Raw genomic sequence first — 15,225 nt, 5'->3', positions numbered from 1 at the left:
CACCGATCCTGCGAGCCCCGGCATTGATGTGTCCAACGGGATGAATCGATGAATCCGAGCGATAGAGTCGATGAATGGAACTTCGGCAGTTGCGGCACTTCGTGGCCGTCGCCGAGCACGGGCACTTCACCCGGGCCGCCGAGTCGGTGCACCTGTCGCAGTCGGCGCTCAGTGCGTCCGTGCGCGCGCTCGAGCACGAACTCGGGGCGCCGCTGTTCGAGCGCACCACCCGGTCGGTGCTCCCGACCGCGGCGGGCAGGACCCTCTATCCCTACGCGCAGCGGCTGCTACGCGAGGCCGCGGAGGCCCGCGCAGCCGTGGCGAGACTGGAAAGCGGCGAGACCGGCACCCTCGCGGTGGGTACCGTGCAGACATTCCGGGCCGCGGACCTGCCGTCGCTGCTCGCGCAATTGCACCGCGCCCACCCGGGTATCGAAGTGGCCCTGCGAGAGGCGACCACCACCGAACTGTTCGACGCCCTCGTCACGGCAGAACTGGACCTGGCGTTCGTCGCCCTCGACGCGCGTCCGCTGCCGCCCGGGCTCGTCGCGTTGCGCACCTACACCGAGGAACTGGTCGCCGTGGTCGCACCCGGCCACCGGCTGGCCGCCGTCGCGGAGACCGATCCGGCCGGGCTGCAGCCGTACCCGTTCATCGAATTCGAGGCCGGCACCGGACTGCAGACCACCGTGGATGCGCTGTTCGTCCGCGCGGGCGTGCACCGCGACGTGACGTTCCGCGTCGGGGACATGGATCGCCTGCTCGATCTCGTCCGCCACGGTCTCGGGGTCGCGGTCATCCCCGAACCGATCGCGCGACGCAGCGGCCTGCACCGCATCGGGCTGCGGCCCGGGCCGCCGCACCGCACACTGGCGCTGGTGTGCCGCGACCCGGCCCCGTCCTCCACCGCCGCGCGTCTGTTCCTCGACCTGCTCTGACCCGGCGATCCGACCGGCAGGGAGCGTCCCGCTCGGTCCCGCTCAGTGCCCCGGCGTCCGGTACGCGGCGTTGCGATGCACCGCGTCGTCCATCTCCTGAGGGGTGAGCAGCCGGATCGGCACGGAACGCGCGATACCCGACGCACGGGTGCGGAACTCGAGCGTGGCCGCGGCGAGATCGTCGGGCACGTCCCCGATGACGTAGAGGTCGTGCCCGCCGAGCGCGAAGTGCACGGACTCGACGCTGCCACCGACACTCTCGACCATCTCGGTGATGGCGGAACTACGGACGGAACCACCCTCGGAGAGCAGACCCTGCGCGCCCTCGGGGGTGTAGGTGACCTGCCACAGGTACTTCGGCATGTTCTCGACTCCTCGGCTGTCGGGCCATTCCACGGCCGGGCTCGGTGCCCCCTCCATCGTCGACCCGCTCGCGCCCTCGTGGGGCGGTTTCGCCCCGAACCGGCGTAGGTTCGTGACCGAACCGCCCGACCTTTCCGACGAGAGGACCACTGCCGTGCCCAGACCTCCGCTGCCGCAGGCCGTCGCCGAGATGCTCGCTCAGCCGAACTACGCCACCATCAGTACGGTGCGGGCCGACGGACATCCGGTGTCGGTGCCCACCTGGTACCTGTTCGAGAACGGCCGGATCCTGGTGAACATGGACGCCGAGCGCAAGCGGCTCGAGCATCTGCGCCGAGATCCCCGGGTCAGCCTGAGCGCGATGGACCCGGCGGACTGGGTGACGCACGTGAGCCTCCAGGGGCGGGTCGTCGAGTTCGTCGACGACCCCGAGCTGACCGACATCGACCGCGTCGCGCGGCACTACACCGGCACGCCCTACGGGGTGCGCAACCGGCCGCGCGTCAGTGCCTGGATCGAGATCGACCGCTGGCATGCGTGGGGCCGGCTGAAGGATGCGGCCTGACACAGTCCCGCCGCCGGCCCCGGGGCCGGGCTCACACGAGCCCGGCCTCCTTCGCCACCTTCCGGACCTGGAAGGCCACGACGATCAGCAGCACGCCGAAGAGGATGGCGTAGATACCCAACAGCCAGATGAGGCTGATGATCCCGCTGCCGGGGAAGATCAGCAGCACGACACCCAACAGAACCGCAAGGATGCCGGCGAAGAGCGACCACCCCCATCCCGAGTTCGGGACCTTCCGGAAGCTCAGCGCACCGATGATGCCGGTGACGCCGAACAGGATCGCGTAGAACGCGATGATGTACAGCACCACGAGTGCGGTGGCCGCGGGCCAGACGAGGGCGACGATGCCGGCGGCGATGGAGACCAGGCCCATCGCGAGCCACCAGCCCCAGCCGTCGAGGCGGGCCCGGTCGCGAATCGAGTGGTAGACGAGTACGACGCCGTCGACGATGGCGTAGATGCCGAATACCACCACGAGGGCCCAGACGGTGATCCCCGGCCATACCAGGGCGACGACACCGAACAACACGGCGAGGATGCCCCGGATCAGCACCAACCACCACATCTGTTTGAACAGGGGACTGAACTGATCGTTTGCGGTGAACGCTCTCTCGGACACGGCCACTCCTAGGATGCGGTCTCGTAGTTCGGGCACAGCGTAGGCCCGTACGGTTCCCCCCGCCTGCCGAATGACGATCCGATTCCCAGTCGTGACGAGCGTTACCGTGGAGCGATGGCTCAGGTGCGGATCGGAATCTCCGGCTGGCGGTACGCCGAATGGCGCGGTGACTTCTACCCGGCGGGGCTGGTGCAGCGCCGCGAACTCGAGTACGCCGCGGAGCGGTTCGGATCGATCGAGATCAACGGCACCTTCTATGCGTTGCAGCGGCCGTCGAGCTTCCTGCGGTGGCGGGACGAGACACCGGACGGGTTCGTCTTCGCCGTCAAGGGCGGCCGGTACGTCACCCACATGAAGCGCCTCGTCGACGTCGACGACGCCCTCGCCAACTTCTTCGCGTCCGGTGTGCTCGCCCTCGGCCCGAAGCTGGGGCCCGTGCTGTGGCAACTGCCGCCCTCCTTGGCATTCGAGCCGGAGCGGATCGCCGCGTTCGTCGAGCGGTTGCCCGCCTCGACGACCGAGGCCGCGGCACTCGCCGTGCGCCACACCGAGAAGGTTCCCGACGATCGGGCGTGGACGGAAACCGAGGCGGATCGGCCCCTCCGGTACGCGCTCGAGGTGCGGCACCCGAGCTTCACGGACCCGGACGCGGCGGCACTGCTGGCCCGGCTCGGCGTCGCCCTCGTCGTCGCCGACACGGCCGGGCGGTTCCCGTTCCTGACCGAGGCCACCACCGATTTCGTCTACGTGCGACTGCACGGAGACACCGAGCTGTACGCGAGCGGGTACGCCCCCGACACCTTGGACGAGTGGGCGGCGCGGGTCCGTGGCTGGCGCTCCGAGGGGCGCGACGTGTACGTGTACTTCGACAACGACATCAAGGGCTACGCGCCCTGGGATGCGCTCGAACTGCAGCGCCGCGTCGGCTGACCGTGTCGGTGCCGCATGGCACGCTCGTCGTGACGCGCCGGCGCTCGCCGGGAGCATCGGCGACCCGAGGAGGACACCGTGTGGCCCACGCACTGGCCGCAGCTGGCGCGGGAAATCGCGGAGCACACCAGCGCGGCGCTCGCCGCCGCCCGGACGCGCTCGGTCCCGGCCTGGGAGGACGCGACGACCGAGCTGGTAGCGCTGCCGTACGAACAGGTCGCCGGCGTGCACGCGACGATGATGCGCGAGCTGCTCGAGGAGCTGCACCCGGACGGCCTGGCCGGCGAGGACGTGCAGGCGGTGTTCGAGCGCAGCGCGCGCACGGGGGCCGCGTGGCTGCCGTCGCTGCACCCGGACACGGTGGTGGCCGTGCTCACCGGCACCCTCGGGGTGTCGGATCCCGACGCACCGAAGGCTCGTCCCGACGAGTACCTGCAGGCCGGCCTGGTCGTGCTGGCCGACCTGCTGGCGGCCCGCCGGGCGGACCCGGGCACGTACCTGCGTCGCGCGCTCGGAGAGATCGAGCGTGCCGAGACGGTCGAGATGCCCTGACGGCTCGCCTCAGTGCCGGGTGTGGTCCTCGACTGCGCGGGTGAGTCGTCGCAGCAGCGCGGTGAGGGTGTCGAGTTCGTCGTCGGTGAAGCCGTCGAGCATGCGGCGCTCACGTTCGACGCGTCGGGGGAACTCGGCGTCGACCACGGCGCGGCCCGCTTCGGTGAGGGAGAGCAGGACGACGCGGCCGTCGCGCTCGAAACGCCGGCGCTCGACCAGCCCGAGCCCCACGAGGCGGTCGGCGTGCTTGGTGGTGGAGGCGCCGCTCAACCCGGTGACCGACGTGACCTCGCTGGCACGCAGAGGCGTGTTGCTGCGCGCCAGCGCGCACAGCACTTCGAACTCGGGGCGTGTGACACCGCTCGGCACGAGTTCCCGGTCGAGCTGGGAGAGGGCGAGGGAACTGATCCGGGTGATACGGCCGATGACGTCGATCGGGCGGGTGTCGAAGCCGGGGTGCGTCTCGGCCCAGCCGAGCCGAACGTGGTCCACGAAGTCCTCGGGCTGGGCGGTGTCCGACATGGGTCCATCCTAGCGAGGAGTCTCACACTCAATTCACATTTAATTTATCTCTGAAATATCTACACTGGAGCGGTGCGCCCCTCCCTCCCGATCCCAGACCACAACCGTCTCAGGCACTCGACGACCGCGCTCGCGCATTCGCTGTCGCCTGCCGCGTGGCGCGAGGCGCTCGAATTCCGCAGTGCCGACGCCACCGTGGCGCCTGCGCTGCGCGTGGGATCGGCGGTGCTCGTCGCGCTCGTCGGAGGCGGCCTCCTGCACCTGCCGCACCTGGCCGGATTCGCCGCCCTCGGCGCGCTCGCCTCGGCCTTCGGACGCTACGAGCCCTATCCGCGACTGGCCGGAAAGATGGCGATGGTCGGACTCGGTGTGGTCGGCTACGTCGCACTCGGCGCCGGTGTCGGCGCGGCCACGGTGCCGATGGGGATGCAGATTGCGGCGCTCTCGGTAGCGGCCGGGTTCGCCTTCTGGGTTCTGGGGGCCTTCCGGCTGTCCGGGCCGGGACCGGTCATCCTGGTCTTCGCGGCCGCCGGCGCAGCCGGATTCGCGCGCACCGCCACGGACGTACGGGACGCGGTCGTTGCCGCGTCTGTGGGAGTGGTTGTGGGATGGGTGATCTCGATGGTTCCCGCCCTGTATCACCCGCACGGGCCCGCACGAATCGCCGTCGCCCGCGCCCTCGCGGCGGTCTCGGCAATCGAGCGCGACGGCCACCGCGCGGTGCCGGGCGCCCACGCCGCGATCGCCCGGGCTCACGACGTCGTCGCGCTCGGCTCCCGTCGGGCGGACGCGCACACCCACGAACTCCTCGCGCTGCTCGCCGCGGCCGGCACGGTCGTCGACGAGGCCGAGTCCGACGCCGTGCCCGATCGGGTGGCCGAATTCGCCCGATTCGAGGTCGAACTTCGGAAGGTCCGGCGCGACATCGCCATTCCCCGTGTCGACGGGACCGGAACACCCGTCCTCGCACGACCCGTCGGATTCGTGCGTGAGGGCGTCCCACGGTTGCGGGACCGCGCGATCCGCGTCGGCGCCGCCCGGGTGCTCCTCGCCTCGCTCCTGGCGGGCTGGTTCGCCGCCGCGGCGGGTCTGCACCACCCGTTGTGGGCGACGATGGGGGCGATGGCCGCGTTGCAGGGCGTCAACTACCGGCAGACGGTGCAGCGGGCGATCCAGCGTCTGCTCGGCAACGTCGCGGGCGCCGTGCTGGCGGCGGCGTTGATCGCGCTGTCCCTGGATTACTGGCCGTACGCGCTGGCGATCGTGGTGCTGCAGGTCGTCGCCGAGCTGTACGTGATGAAGAACTATGCCGCGACGTCCGTTGCGGTGACCGCGATGGCACTGCTGCTCACCGGGCTCGGTGAGAACCTGGGCCCGGAGATCGCGATGAGCCGGATCGCCGACACGCTCGTCGGGGTCGTGGTCGGTGTGCTCGTCGCCGCGGTGACCATCGACCGCGCCGACCGGCACCACCTGCGACCCGCGCGGTAACGCACCTTGCGCGGCGGTCCGGGGCCGGCGCCCGAGTTGCGACGTATCGACGGTCACGATCGCACTCGGTCTAGCATCGGCGCATGCGCGTGCGCCGGATCGTCGACCTGAGCCGAACCGTCTCCGGCGACACCCAGGTCTATCCCGGAGACCCCGTCCCGGTGCTGAGCCCGCACGCGACACTCGAGCGCGACGGCTACAACCTGCTACGGATCGAGATGGGGTCGCAGACCGGAACCCACGTCGACGCGCCGCTGCACATGCGCGCCGGGGCCGCACCGATCGACGAGGTTCCCCTCGGCCGCTTCGTCGGCCGGGGAGTCGTCCTGGACGTGCGGGGCCTGCCGCCGCGTACCGCCGTGACGCCGCGGCACCTCGACGGCGGGCCGGAACCGGGGCCCGGCGACATCGTCCTCGTGCATACCGGCTGGGCCGAGCACTACGGCACCGACACGTATTTCGAGCATCCCTACCTGTCGGAGGATGCGTGCCGGTGGGTGCTCGAACGCGGCGTGCACACCATCGGTCTCGATGCCCCGAGCATCGACTCCGCTCTGGGAGAGGACTTTTCCACGCATCGGCTCGTCGCCGAGGCCGGCGGCATCGTGTGCGAGAACCTGTGCAACCTCGAATTCGTCGACTTTCCCGATCCGCTGATCAGTCTTCTCCCGCTGCGGCTGCAGGGTGCGGACGGTGCGCCGGTGCGGGCCGTGGCGCTCGAACTCGAACCGTGATCAGGGCACCTGCGCCGCGACGATCCGTGCGGTGCCGTATGCCGCGGTGCCGAGCGTGACGACCGCGAACGCCGCGATCCACACGGCCGTCGGTACGCGGGTGAGCCATCGCAGCTGATCTGCGTCGGAACCCTGCCCGCGGCCGCGCCGATGGGTGCGTGCCAGTTCGAGCACCGGCCGGGTGGCACCGAACAGCAGCACCCAGGTCGTCAGGTACGCGACGGTGTAGCGCACCAGCTCGTCGCCGTAGTACGCGGCGATGCCGATCACCGCGCCGACCGCGAGAACCGAGACGAATCCGAAGAAGTTGCGGATCAACAGGATCAGCAGGGCGAGGGCCGCGAGTACCGACCACAGCACCGCCGCGGGCCGTCCGGTGGTGAGGATGGTTGCGGCGACGAACCCGAGTGCGGCCGGGCCGGTGTACCCCGCGAACGCGGTCGCGATCATGCCCGGCCCGCGCGGATTGCCGGAGGACACGGTCACACCCGAGGTGTCGCTGTGCAGGCGGATGCCTGCCAGCCGCCGGCCGACGAGCCGGGCGACGAGCGCATGCGAGCCTTCGTGGGCCTGGGTGATCACGTGCCGGGTCACCAGCCACAGCGGGCGCACCGAGACCAGCACCAGCGCGACGGCCGCGGTGAGGACGACGAGCACGGCCGGCGCGGGTTCGCTCACCGAGCTGACGGCATGCCAGCCGGCGCGGACGGCGGAGGTGAAGGACTCGAGCAGTGTGGACGGGTCGGCCTCGGGGTCCACGGACGGCACCTTTCTGTCGGAGTCCGCCATCGTACGGTCCGGCAATCCGCTTCATGGGCGCCGGGAATGTGCCACCCTTTAGGCTAATCATTCATATCAATAGGGAGGCCGCGTGTCGGTCGGGATTCTGGAGAGGCGCCGGGTGGCCCGGCCGTCGTGGATCGCACTGTCGGTGTTCCTCGTGTTCGCCGCGAGCAACGCCCCGGCTCCGCTGTACGTGGTGTGGCAGCGAGAGATGGGGTTTCCGCCCAGCACGGTCAGCCTCATCTTCGTGAGCTACATCGTCGGATCGGTGGTGGCGCTGGTGTTCGGCGGGCGGGCGTCGGACCGGTTCGGGCGACGGGCCGTGCTGCTGCCGGCGCTCGGCCTCGCGATCGTGGCCTGCCTCGTGTTCGCGACGGCCCGCACGCCGCTCTGGCTCGAGACGGGCCGGTTCTTCATCGGCCTCGCCTCCGGGGCGTTCGGCGCGGCGGGATCGGCGGCGATCGCCGACGCGTTCGGCCCCGGCCGCGGAGGGCGCGCCGCGCTGTACGCCAGTGCGGCACCCGTCGCCGGGTCGGCCGTGGGGCCGCTGCTCTCCGGGGTGCTGGCCGACGTGGCACCGGCACCCACCCGCCTGGTCTTCCTCGTATTGATCGTTCCGCTGGCGGCAGCAGTGATACCGCTGACCGCCGTCGGCGGTCGCCCGGCCGGGGTGGGCGGGCGCTGGGTGCAGCTGCCGAGTATCCCGCGGGAGATCGCGGGCACCGTCGTGCTGGCCATGGCCGTGGCCGGCAGCCCCTTCGCGCTGGCAGGGCTGTTCATCTCCCTCGGTCCGGCGCTGATCGCAGACCTGCTCGGCAACGACAGTCGCACCCTGGCCGGGGCGGTGTCGTTCGTCGTCTTCGGTGCCGGTGCCTCGGCCCAGTTCCTCGTCCGGCGGATGAGCATCTACCGGGTCGCGGTGGTGGGACTCTCGGTGTCCGCGCTGGCTGCGGTGCTGATCGCCGTCGCGGTCGGCGCCGCCTCGGTGCCGGTGATCGTCGTGGCGGCGATCGCGGCGGGTCTGGGCCAGAGCCTGGCGCAGCTCGCCGGGCTCACCCTCGCGCGCGGGTACGCCCCGGCGGGACGGACCGCCGAGGTGGTGTCGATGGTGTGGCTCGCCGGATACGCCACCGTCGGGTCGGGAATTCTCGGTCTGGGGTTCCTGGCGGACGGAATCGGCTTGCGTCCCGCGACTTACGCCTTCTGTGGGTTCTTCCTGGCGTGCGTGTGCGGAGCGGGGGTCGCGGTGATGCGTCGCCGGCCGGTCGTCGAGGCACTCGAGGCCGACACCCATTGACACCGATCAATCAATGAATATGATTATGACTTAAATCACGCAGTCATCGAATCGGAGGAGTGCGCCGTGACCTACACCGTCACCGAGCCCTGTGTCGACGTCCTCGACAAGGCCTGCATCGAAGAGTGCCCGGTGGACTGCATCTACGAGGGCGGCCGGATGATGTACATCAACCCGGAGGAATGCGTCGACTGCGGCGCGTGCGAACCGGTCTGCCCCGTCGAGGCCATCTTCTTCGAGGACGACGTCCCCGAGGACCGCGCCGACTACACCCAGATCAATGCCGACTTCTTCGTCGAGATCGGCTCTCCGGGCGGCGCTTCCAAGATCGGAAAGACCGACTACGATCCCCCGCTGGTGAAGAGTCTGCCCGTACGGGCATGATCGCGGTCCGGGCGGATCGCCCCGGCCAGGGTTCGGTGCTCCTCGGTGCCGCGGTGGCGGCGGCCTTCACCTTCGCCGTCGTCGGATCCAACATTCCGGGCCCGATCCTCCCGTTGTACGAGGACCATCTGGGCCTGTCCCCGTTCGTGCTGGCCGCCCTGTTCGTGACGTACTTCGTCGCCCTGGTGTCGATGTTCCTGCTCGTGAGCCGGACCTCGCTCGGGCGGTTCGCGTGGGCCGTGCTGCCCGGAGCACTCGTCGTCGGGCTGCTCGGCGACGTCGCCCTGTGGTCCGGGGCAGACACTGCCTGGCTACTCTTCGTCGGCCGCGCGCTGACCGGAACGTGCGTCGGGCTCGCCACGGGATCCGCCGCGACGCTGGCCGTCGCGGCGCGTGGTGACGCGGGCCGCACCCTCGCGGCGACCGGCGCGATCGCCGGCTCGTTCCTCGGTCTGATCGCCGCGGCCACCGTCGCCCAGCTGCTTCCGGAACCCACCGTGCTCATCTACCGGCTGCATGCCGTCTCGCTGGTGCTCTCGGGACTGCTGCTCGCCGCCGCCCTGTGGCGCAGCAGGCGCGGGCTCTCCGCGCTCCGGCACGACGAACCCTCCCGGCCCCCCGGGCCTCTCCCGCCCCGCGCGGACCCCGGGTCGTCCCGGAATGCGCTGCTCGCCTACGGATTGGGCGCGGCCGGCTGGACCGTCGGCGGTATCGCCGTCGGCGTGCTGCCCTCGGCGTTGCGGGACGGGATCGGCTCCGAGCTACTGGTGATCGGCGTCCTCGCCGCCATCATCCTGCTCGTCACTGCCTGGCTGGGTCCCTACGTCGCCCGGGCAGTGGGCCGCGCCCCGGGGCCCGGCCTGTGCCTGCTCCTGCTCGCCGGCGGCGGTGTGCTCGTCGCTGCCGGGCTCCTCGCGCACACGTTGTGGCCGGTGCTGGCCGGCAGCTTCCTGTGGGGCATCGGACAGGGATTCGCCTACGCGCAGGGCCTGATCCTGCTCACCGCCGGGATGACGCCGGTGGAGCAGGGCAGGAGCACGTCGCTGTATGCATGCTCGTCGTACGGCTTCGCGGCGGTGATGATCCTGGTGGCCGGCGCCCTGTCGTCCGCGTGGGGCTACTCCTACGGATCCGCCGGTGCGGTAACGATCTTCGTCCTGTTCTGCGTGACCGTCGCGGCAGCAGGGCGGGGGCGGTGGACACCGGCCGTCGCCGTGGCTCCCGTGGCCGTCCCCACCCGCCGGTAATTCCTGCGCATGTTCGGATCGAACTCTGGACTTTTCCCGCACGTGGCTCTACTGTGACGGGCATCACGACTAATGATGCATATCATTCGACCGGAAGGTGCACACATGTCTCGAGTCGACCGGAAAGTCCGGCGCCGCCTGCTCGGCGCTGCGAGCGCGTTCGGCGTCCTCTTCGCGGCCGCCTGCAGTTCCGGGGGGAACAGCACCGTCGCCGACGGTGATCTACCGGCCGAGATCAAGGTCGTCTCCGTGACCGACCAGACCGGCACCACGGCCTACGTCGGGAACAGTCAGCTCAAGGGCATCGAACTCGCCATCGAGGAGATCAACGACCAGAACTACCTGGGGGATTCGAAGATCGTTCTGCAGAAGCGCGATTCGGCGAGCGACACGCAGACCGCCGTCAGCCAGGCCACGGAGGCGCTGACCGACAAGAGCGTCAGCGCCCTGCTCGGCCCGGTCCTCAGCGCCCACGCCGTCGCGATCGCCCCGCTCGTGGAACGCGCCGGGCTGCCGACGATCTTCACCCAGTCCGGCAGCGAGGGTGTCGTCATCGGCGACTACACCTACCGCGCGACGGCGCCGATGGAGACCTACTTCGTCAAGGCACTCGAGCGCCTGCAGCAGCAGGGCGCCGAGACCGTCAGCGTGCTCTACAACGCGGGCAACGTCACGCTCGCCGGACTCGGCGAGAAGACCATTCCCGAGGGCCAGGACAAGTACGGCTACCGGATCCTGTCGAGCACCTCCGTCCAGGCCACGACCCAGGACTTCGGTACCACCGCAACGAAGATCGCCGGTGAGAACCCCGACGCCGTCATCGTCCTGCTCGTCGGTGCCGGCAACTCCACCGCCATGTCGCAGCTGCGCCAGGCGGGCTACACCGGCCCCGTCGTCGGCAACCCGGCCGCCGGCGCGGGCAACCTCGCCCCCGCGGGTGCCGCGGGAGCGGGAATGTACTGGGCCACCGACTTCAGCTTCCACCAGAAGAACGAGACGTCCCAGCAGTTCGTCGAGGCGTACCGCGCCAAGTACAACGGGGAGAACCCGCTGAACTACGCGGCCGAGGGCTACGACGCGACCTGGATGCTCGCCCACGCGGCCAAGAACTCGGGCGGTGCGTCCCGCGACGACCTGCAGCGCGGTCTCGAGCAGGTCGTGGCCGAGGGCTTCGACGGCGCGCTCGGGCCGGTGCGCTTCGAAGGCAACGACATGCGCGTCGACGGCGTGCTCGTCGAATGGAACGGCACGGAAGAAGTGCTGCTCGACGGCCAGGAATCGACGGAATAGTGCGGACCTCACCGCACCCGTGCACCAAGGAGTTCGACGAATGACCGGAACATCGCACAGTCACCGGGGCAACCCGGCCGGAGGAAGGCAGGGGTCATGTCACAGCTGGTGATCGACGCACTCGTGCTCGGCTCCATCTACCTGCTCTTCTGCCTGGGAATGAGCATCTCCTGGGGAACGATCGACATCCTCAACTTCGCCCACGGCGGGATCTTCATGTTCTCCGCGTTCGTGGCCTCCCAGATCGTCTCCAACGTCGGGCTCGGGCTCGTCACCGTCTGCCTGATCTCCGTCGTGGTGGGCGCGGCGCTCTCGGCGGCCATCGACGTCTTCGCGTTCCAGCCCATCCTGCGCCGGGCCAAGAACCAGCGGACGGCCGAACTGCAGATCCTCATCGGCGGTATCGGTATCGGCACCATCCCGGTGGCGATCGTGCAGTTCCGCACGCTGAGCGAGCCGTTCGGTTTCGTCGGCAGCTCCTACGAGACGTCGGTCTACACGATCGGGGGGTTGCGACTGACGAGCACGGGGCTGATCGTGCTCGGTTGCGCCCTGATCCTCACGCTGGCGATCTCCTTCTGGCTCAAGAACACCAGCCACGGTCTCGCCCTGCGGGCCATCGGCGTGGACTCGGAGACCGCCGAACTGATGGGCGTCAAGCGGCGTCAGCTGTCGCTGCTGACCATGGCGGTGTCGGGCGGCCTCGCCGGTCTCGCCGGTGCCCTGCTCACCTACAACCTCGGCGCCATCACGGCCGAGAGCGGTGAAACCCTGCTCATCAAGGCATTCGCCATCATCATCCTCGGCGGTGTGGGCAGCACCGGCGGCGCCGCACTCGGTGCCATGGTGCTCGCATTCTCCGAGGTCCTGGTGCTCCGCTACACCGGGGGCGGTTGGGTCGACGCCGTCGGCTTCGGCCTCATCCTCGCTGTTCTGCTGCTGCGGCCGCAGGGCATCTTCGGAAGGAAGGAGGTGCGACGGGTATGAGCGACTTCTACTTCTCCAACATCGTCCTCATCCAGAGCACGTTCACGGTCCTGCTGCTCGCCCTGAGCATCCAGATCCAGTTCCGGATGGGAGTGTTCTCCTTCGCCGGCGCCGCGTTCTACGGAATGGGTTCCTACGGCACCGCGATCTTCGTGCTGCACTACGGATTCGACGCGATCTCCGCGACCGCCGCCATCGTCGCGATCTGTGCGGTCACCGGATACCTGCTCTCGCTGATCCTGCAACGTCTCACCGGCCTGTACCTGGCCATGGCCACCGTCGCGTTCGTCATGATCGTCACCGTCGTCGCCCACAACGGCGGTGAACTCACCGGTGGCTCGGTCGGCCTGTTCGGCGTGCTCACCACCCCGGAAATCTCCGTCCCGCACCTGGCCGTCGTCTGCGCGGTCGTCGTCGCAGCGATGATCTTCAGCGAGCGCGGCAGCATGGGCCGGCGCATCGAGGCGGTCCGCGAAGACCCGGAACTCGCCTCGGCCATGGGTGTCAACGTCGCCCGCTACCGCCGGATGTCCTTCGTGATCAGTGGTGTTCTCGGCGCGCTCGGTGGCGCCCTGAACATCCTGATGATGACGGCCATCGCCCCGGAGAACATCGGCTTCCCGTTGATCGTGCTCGCCCTGACGATCATCATCGTCGGTGGTTCCCGGTCCTGGCTCGGCGTGCTCATCGGTGCCCTCATCTTCACCTGGCTGCCGGTGATGCTGGAGCAGGTGGGCACCTACCAGAGCATCGTCTACGGCATCATCGTCGCCATCGCGGCGATCTTCATGCCCGGCGGCATCACCGGCGTCGTCACCGACCTGTACCGTCGCCGCACTGCCCGCCGCGACAGCGCGGCGCTCGAGGACGAGGCCGAAGCGGAACGTCGCGCCGACGCCGCCGACGACGAGGCCGCCGCCGAACTCGGTGCCGAACTCGCGGGCACCGGCGCCCACTCCGCCCCGACAGGAGAATCGCGATGACCACCGAAGCCGTTCCCCACGAGGGTGTTCCCGGCCGGCGGATTCCGGATCAGGTGCTGCGTGTCGAGGACCTCGCGGTCCACTTCGGCGGCATCAAGGCGGTCGACGGCATCACCCTCGGTCTCGAGCGCGGTCTGATCTCCGGAATCCTCGGGCCCAACGGCTCGGGTAAGAGCACACTGCTCGGCGCCGTCACCCGGCTCACGCCCCTGACCCGCGGATCGATGTACTTCGAGGACCGGGACTTCTCCGGTGTCCGGCCCGAGCAGGTGGCCCGGCTCGGCATCGGACGTACCTTCCAGACCGTCCGCCTCCTCGACGATCTCACCGTGCACGAGAACGTCCAGCTCGGGCACGACCTGATCGCAGGACCGCGTCGGTGGTGGCGGCGGGTCGACAGCACCGAGCGCGACGCCGCCGAGGCGGCCGTGCATACCGCGCTCGAACGCACCGGGCTCGACGGCAAGGAGAAGCTGCGTCCGGGTCAGCTCTCGTACGGTCTGCAGCGCCGGGTCGAGATCGCCCGCGCGATCGTGATGTCGCCGAAGCTGCTGCTGCTCGACGAACCCACCGCCGGCATGAATCGCTTCGAACGTGAGGAGATCGGCCGGCTGATGTCCGACCTGCGTGCGGAAGGACTCACCCAGCTGATCGTCGAACACGACGTGCAGATGATGGTGGACGTCTGCGATCACCTGTTCGCCATGAACTCCGGACAGCTCATCGCCTCCGGTGCCCCCGCCGACGTGGTGCGCGATCCGGCGGTGCGCGAGGCCTATCTGGGAAAGCAGGACAACGATGATCGAGATTCGTGATCTGCACGTCGATTACGGCAAGGTCAGTGCGGTACGCGGGGTGTCCGTCACCGCGCGGCCGGGCCGGGTGACGCTCGTCCTCGGTGCCAACGGCGCCGGCAAGACCACCACCCTGCGCACCGTTGCAGGCCTGACCACGCCCACCTCCGGCGACGTCCTCGTCGACGGTGAGTCGATCAAGGGATGGCCCGCCCACCGGATCCTCAAGCGCGGCATCTCGCTGGTGCCCGAGGGCCGCAAGGTGTTCGGCTCGCTCACCGTGCACGAGAACCTCAAGATCGGTGGCCTGGTGGCGTCGAAGAAGGCCCGCGAGGAATCGATGCGGACCGTGTTCGAGATGTTCCCCATCCTGGAGGAGCGGCAGTCCGGACCCGCCGGTCTGCTCAGCGGCGGCGAGCAGCAGATGCTCGCCTTCGGCCGCAGCCTCATGTCGCAGCCCGAGTACATCCTCATGGACGAGCCGTCCATGGGGCTGGCCCCCGCCGTGGTCGACCGGGTCATGGCCAGCGTGCGCACCATCGCCGACCGGGGCATCGGCGTTCTCATGGTCGAGCAGAACGCCGAGGCCGGCATGCGGATCGCGGACGACGTCGTCGTCGTCAACCGCGGTGAATCGGTGTACTCCGGGCCGGTCGACGAGGCACGCAACCACTCGTCGGTGGTGCTGGCCTTCCTCGGTGAAGCCGCGCTGACCGGAACCGACAACTGAACCGAGAACGGAAGAG

At 69.6% G+C, this 15,225-nt stretch carries 18 protein-coding genes; 14 read left to right on the top strand and 4 right to left on the bottom strand.

Annotation, left to right across the window (positions count from 1 at the left end):
* The first annotated feature begins 74 nt into the window (after positions 1-74).
* Positions 75-938 carry a LysR family transcriptional regulator gene (locus AC2IPW_RS23580; RefSeq protein ID WP_059174543.1) on the top strand — a complete coding sequence of 288 codons (864 nt, stop codon included), beginning with the start codon at positions 75-77 and terminating at the stop codon, positions 936-938.
* Positions 939-980: 42 nt separating this feature from the next.
* Here AC2IPW_RS23580 and AC2IPW_RS23575 read toward each other — a convergent pair whose 3' ends face one another.
* On the bottom strand, positions 981-1,301 hold the full coding sequence (locus tag AC2IPW_RS23575) for a GYD domain-containing protein (RefSeq protein WP_003938748.1): 321 nt from the start codon (positions 1,299-1,301) through the stop codon (positions 981-983).
* Between the two features lie 154 nt (positions 1,302-1,455).
* Between AC2IPW_RS23575 and AC2IPW_RS23570 the strand changes: the two genes are divergently transcribed.
* Complete coding sequence (locus AC2IPW_RS23570; protein ID WP_003938747.1) at positions 1,456-1,866, top strand: TIGR03618 family F420-dependent PPOX class oxidoreductase; 411 nt, start codon at positions 1,456-1,458, stop codon at positions 1,864-1,866.
* Between the two features lie 31 nt (positions 1,867-1,897).
* Here AC2IPW_RS23570 and AC2IPW_RS23565 read toward each other — a convergent pair whose 3' ends face one another.
* A complete protein-coding gene (locus tag AC2IPW_RS23565; protein WP_059174542.1) occupies positions 1,898-2,491 on the bottom strand; it encodes an HdeD family acid-resistance protein in 594 nt (197 codons plus the stop codon).
* Positions 2,492-2,599: 108 nt separating this feature from the next.
* Here AC2IPW_RS23565 and AC2IPW_RS23560 point away from each other — a divergent pair, with 108 nt between their 5' ends.
* Positions 2,600-3,415 carry a DUF72 domain-containing protein gene (locus tag AC2IPW_RS23560; RefSeq protein ID WP_003938745.1) on the top strand — a complete coding sequence of 272 codons (816 nt, stop codon included), beginning with the start codon at positions 2,600-2,602 and terminating at the stop codon, positions 3,413-3,415.
* Positions 3,416-3,493: 78 nt separating this feature from the next.
* Positions 3,494-3,967, top strand: a complete 474-nt coding sequence (locus AC2IPW_RS23555) for a hypothetical protein (protein ID WP_003938744.1) — start codon at positions 3,494-3,496, stop codon at positions 3,965-3,967.
* Positions 3,968-3,976: 9 nt separating this feature from the next.
* Here AC2IPW_RS23555 and AC2IPW_RS23550 read toward each other — a convergent pair whose 3' ends face one another.
* Positions 3,977-4,489: a MarR family winged helix-turn-helix transcriptional regulator gene (locus AC2IPW_RS23550; RefSeq protein WP_003938489.1), complete on the bottom strand. Its 513-nt coding sequence runs from the start codon at positions 4,487-4,489 to the stop codon at positions 3,977-3,979.
* A gap of 72 nt (positions 4,490-4,561) precedes the next feature.
* Here AC2IPW_RS23550 and AC2IPW_RS23545 point away from each other — a divergent pair, with 72 nt between their 5' ends.
* Positions 4,562-5,980 carry an FUSC family protein gene (locus AC2IPW_RS23545; protein ID WP_486375822.1) on the top strand — a complete coding sequence of 473 codons (1,419 nt, stop codon included), beginning with the start codon at positions 4,562-4,564 and terminating at the stop codon, positions 5,978-5,980.
* A gap of 83 nt (positions 5,981-6,063) precedes the next feature.
* Positions 6,064-6,714, top strand: coding sequence for a cyclase family protein (locus tag AC2IPW_RS23540; RefSeq protein ID WP_486375821.1), 651 nt, complete (start codon positions 6,064-6,066; stop codon positions 6,712-6,714).
* Here AC2IPW_RS23540 and AC2IPW_RS23535 read toward each other — a convergent pair whose 3' ends face one another.
* Complete coding sequence (locus AC2IPW_RS23535; protein WP_486375820.1) at positions 6,715-7,503, bottom strand: M50 family metallopeptidase; 789 nt, start codon at positions 7,501-7,503, stop codon at positions 6,715-6,717. It abuts the gene before it with no gap.
* 82 nt (positions 7,504-7,585) lie between these two features.
* Here AC2IPW_RS23535 and AC2IPW_RS23530 point away from each other — a divergent pair, with 82 nt between their 5' ends.
* The 8 genes from AC2IPW_RS23530 to AC2IPW_RS23495 all read left to right on the top strand — a co-directional run bounded on the left by AC2IPW_RS23530 (position 7,586) and on the right by AC2IPW_RS23495 (position 15,209).
* A complete protein-coding gene (locus AC2IPW_RS23530) occupies positions 7,586-8,794 on the top strand; it encodes an MFS transporter (RefSeq protein ID WP_486375819.1) in 1,209 nt (402 codons plus the stop codon).
* A gap of 66 nt (positions 8,795-8,860) precedes the next feature.
* Entirely contained in the window at positions 8,861-9,178 is a 318-nt protein-coding gene (gene fdxA / locus AC2IPW_RS23525; RefSeq protein WP_289382593.1) for a ferredoxin, read from the top strand.
* Positions 9,175-10,425: an MFS transporter gene (locus tag AC2IPW_RS23520; RefSeq protein ID WP_486375818.1), complete on the top strand. Its 1,251-nt coding sequence runs from the start codon at positions 9,175-9,177 to the stop codon at positions 10,423-10,425. The genes fdxA and AC2IPW_RS23520 overlap by 4 nt, the downstream gene beginning before the upstream one ends.
* Positions 10,426-10,530: 105 nt before the next feature.
* Positions 10,531-11,715: an ABC transporter substrate-binding protein gene (locus AC2IPW_RS23515; RefSeq protein WP_003938482.1), complete on the top strand. Its 1,185-nt coding sequence runs from the start codon at positions 10,531-10,533 to the stop codon at positions 11,713-11,715.
* A 96-nt stretch (positions 11,716-11,811) separates the two neighbouring features.
* Positions 11,812-12,702: a branched-chain amino acid ABC transporter permease gene (locus tag AC2IPW_RS23510; protein WP_003938481.1), complete on the top strand. Its 891-nt coding sequence runs from the start codon at positions 11,812-11,814 to the stop codon at positions 12,700-12,702.
* Entirely contained in the window at positions 12,699-13,685 is a 987-nt protein-coding gene (locus AC2IPW_RS23505) for a branched-chain amino acid ABC transporter permease (RefSeq protein WP_003938480.1), read from the top strand. The genes AC2IPW_RS23510 and AC2IPW_RS23505 overlap by 4 nt, the downstream gene beginning before the upstream one ends.
* On the top strand, positions 13,682-14,500 hold the full coding sequence (locus tag AC2IPW_RS23500) for an ABC transporter ATP-binding protein (RefSeq protein WP_486375817.1): 819 nt from the start codon (positions 13,682-13,684) through the stop codon (positions 14,498-14,500). The genes AC2IPW_RS23505 and AC2IPW_RS23500 overlap by 4 nt, the downstream gene beginning before the upstream one ends.
* Positions 14,484-15,209 carry an ABC transporter ATP-binding protein gene (locus AC2IPW_RS23495; RefSeq protein WP_054374243.1) on the top strand — a complete coding sequence of 242 codons (726 nt, stop codon included), beginning with the start codon at positions 14,484-14,486 and terminating at the stop codon, positions 15,207-15,209. The genes AC2IPW_RS23500 and AC2IPW_RS23495 overlap by 17 nt, the downstream gene beginning before the upstream one ends.
* Positions 15,210-15,225 lie beyond the last annotated feature (16 nt).

This window comes from Rhodococcus sp. NS-SX18 (genome assembly GCF_057367935.1).
Note: the sequence above shows the minus strand (reverse complement) of the source record. Positions and strands in the feature narration are given on the sequence as shown.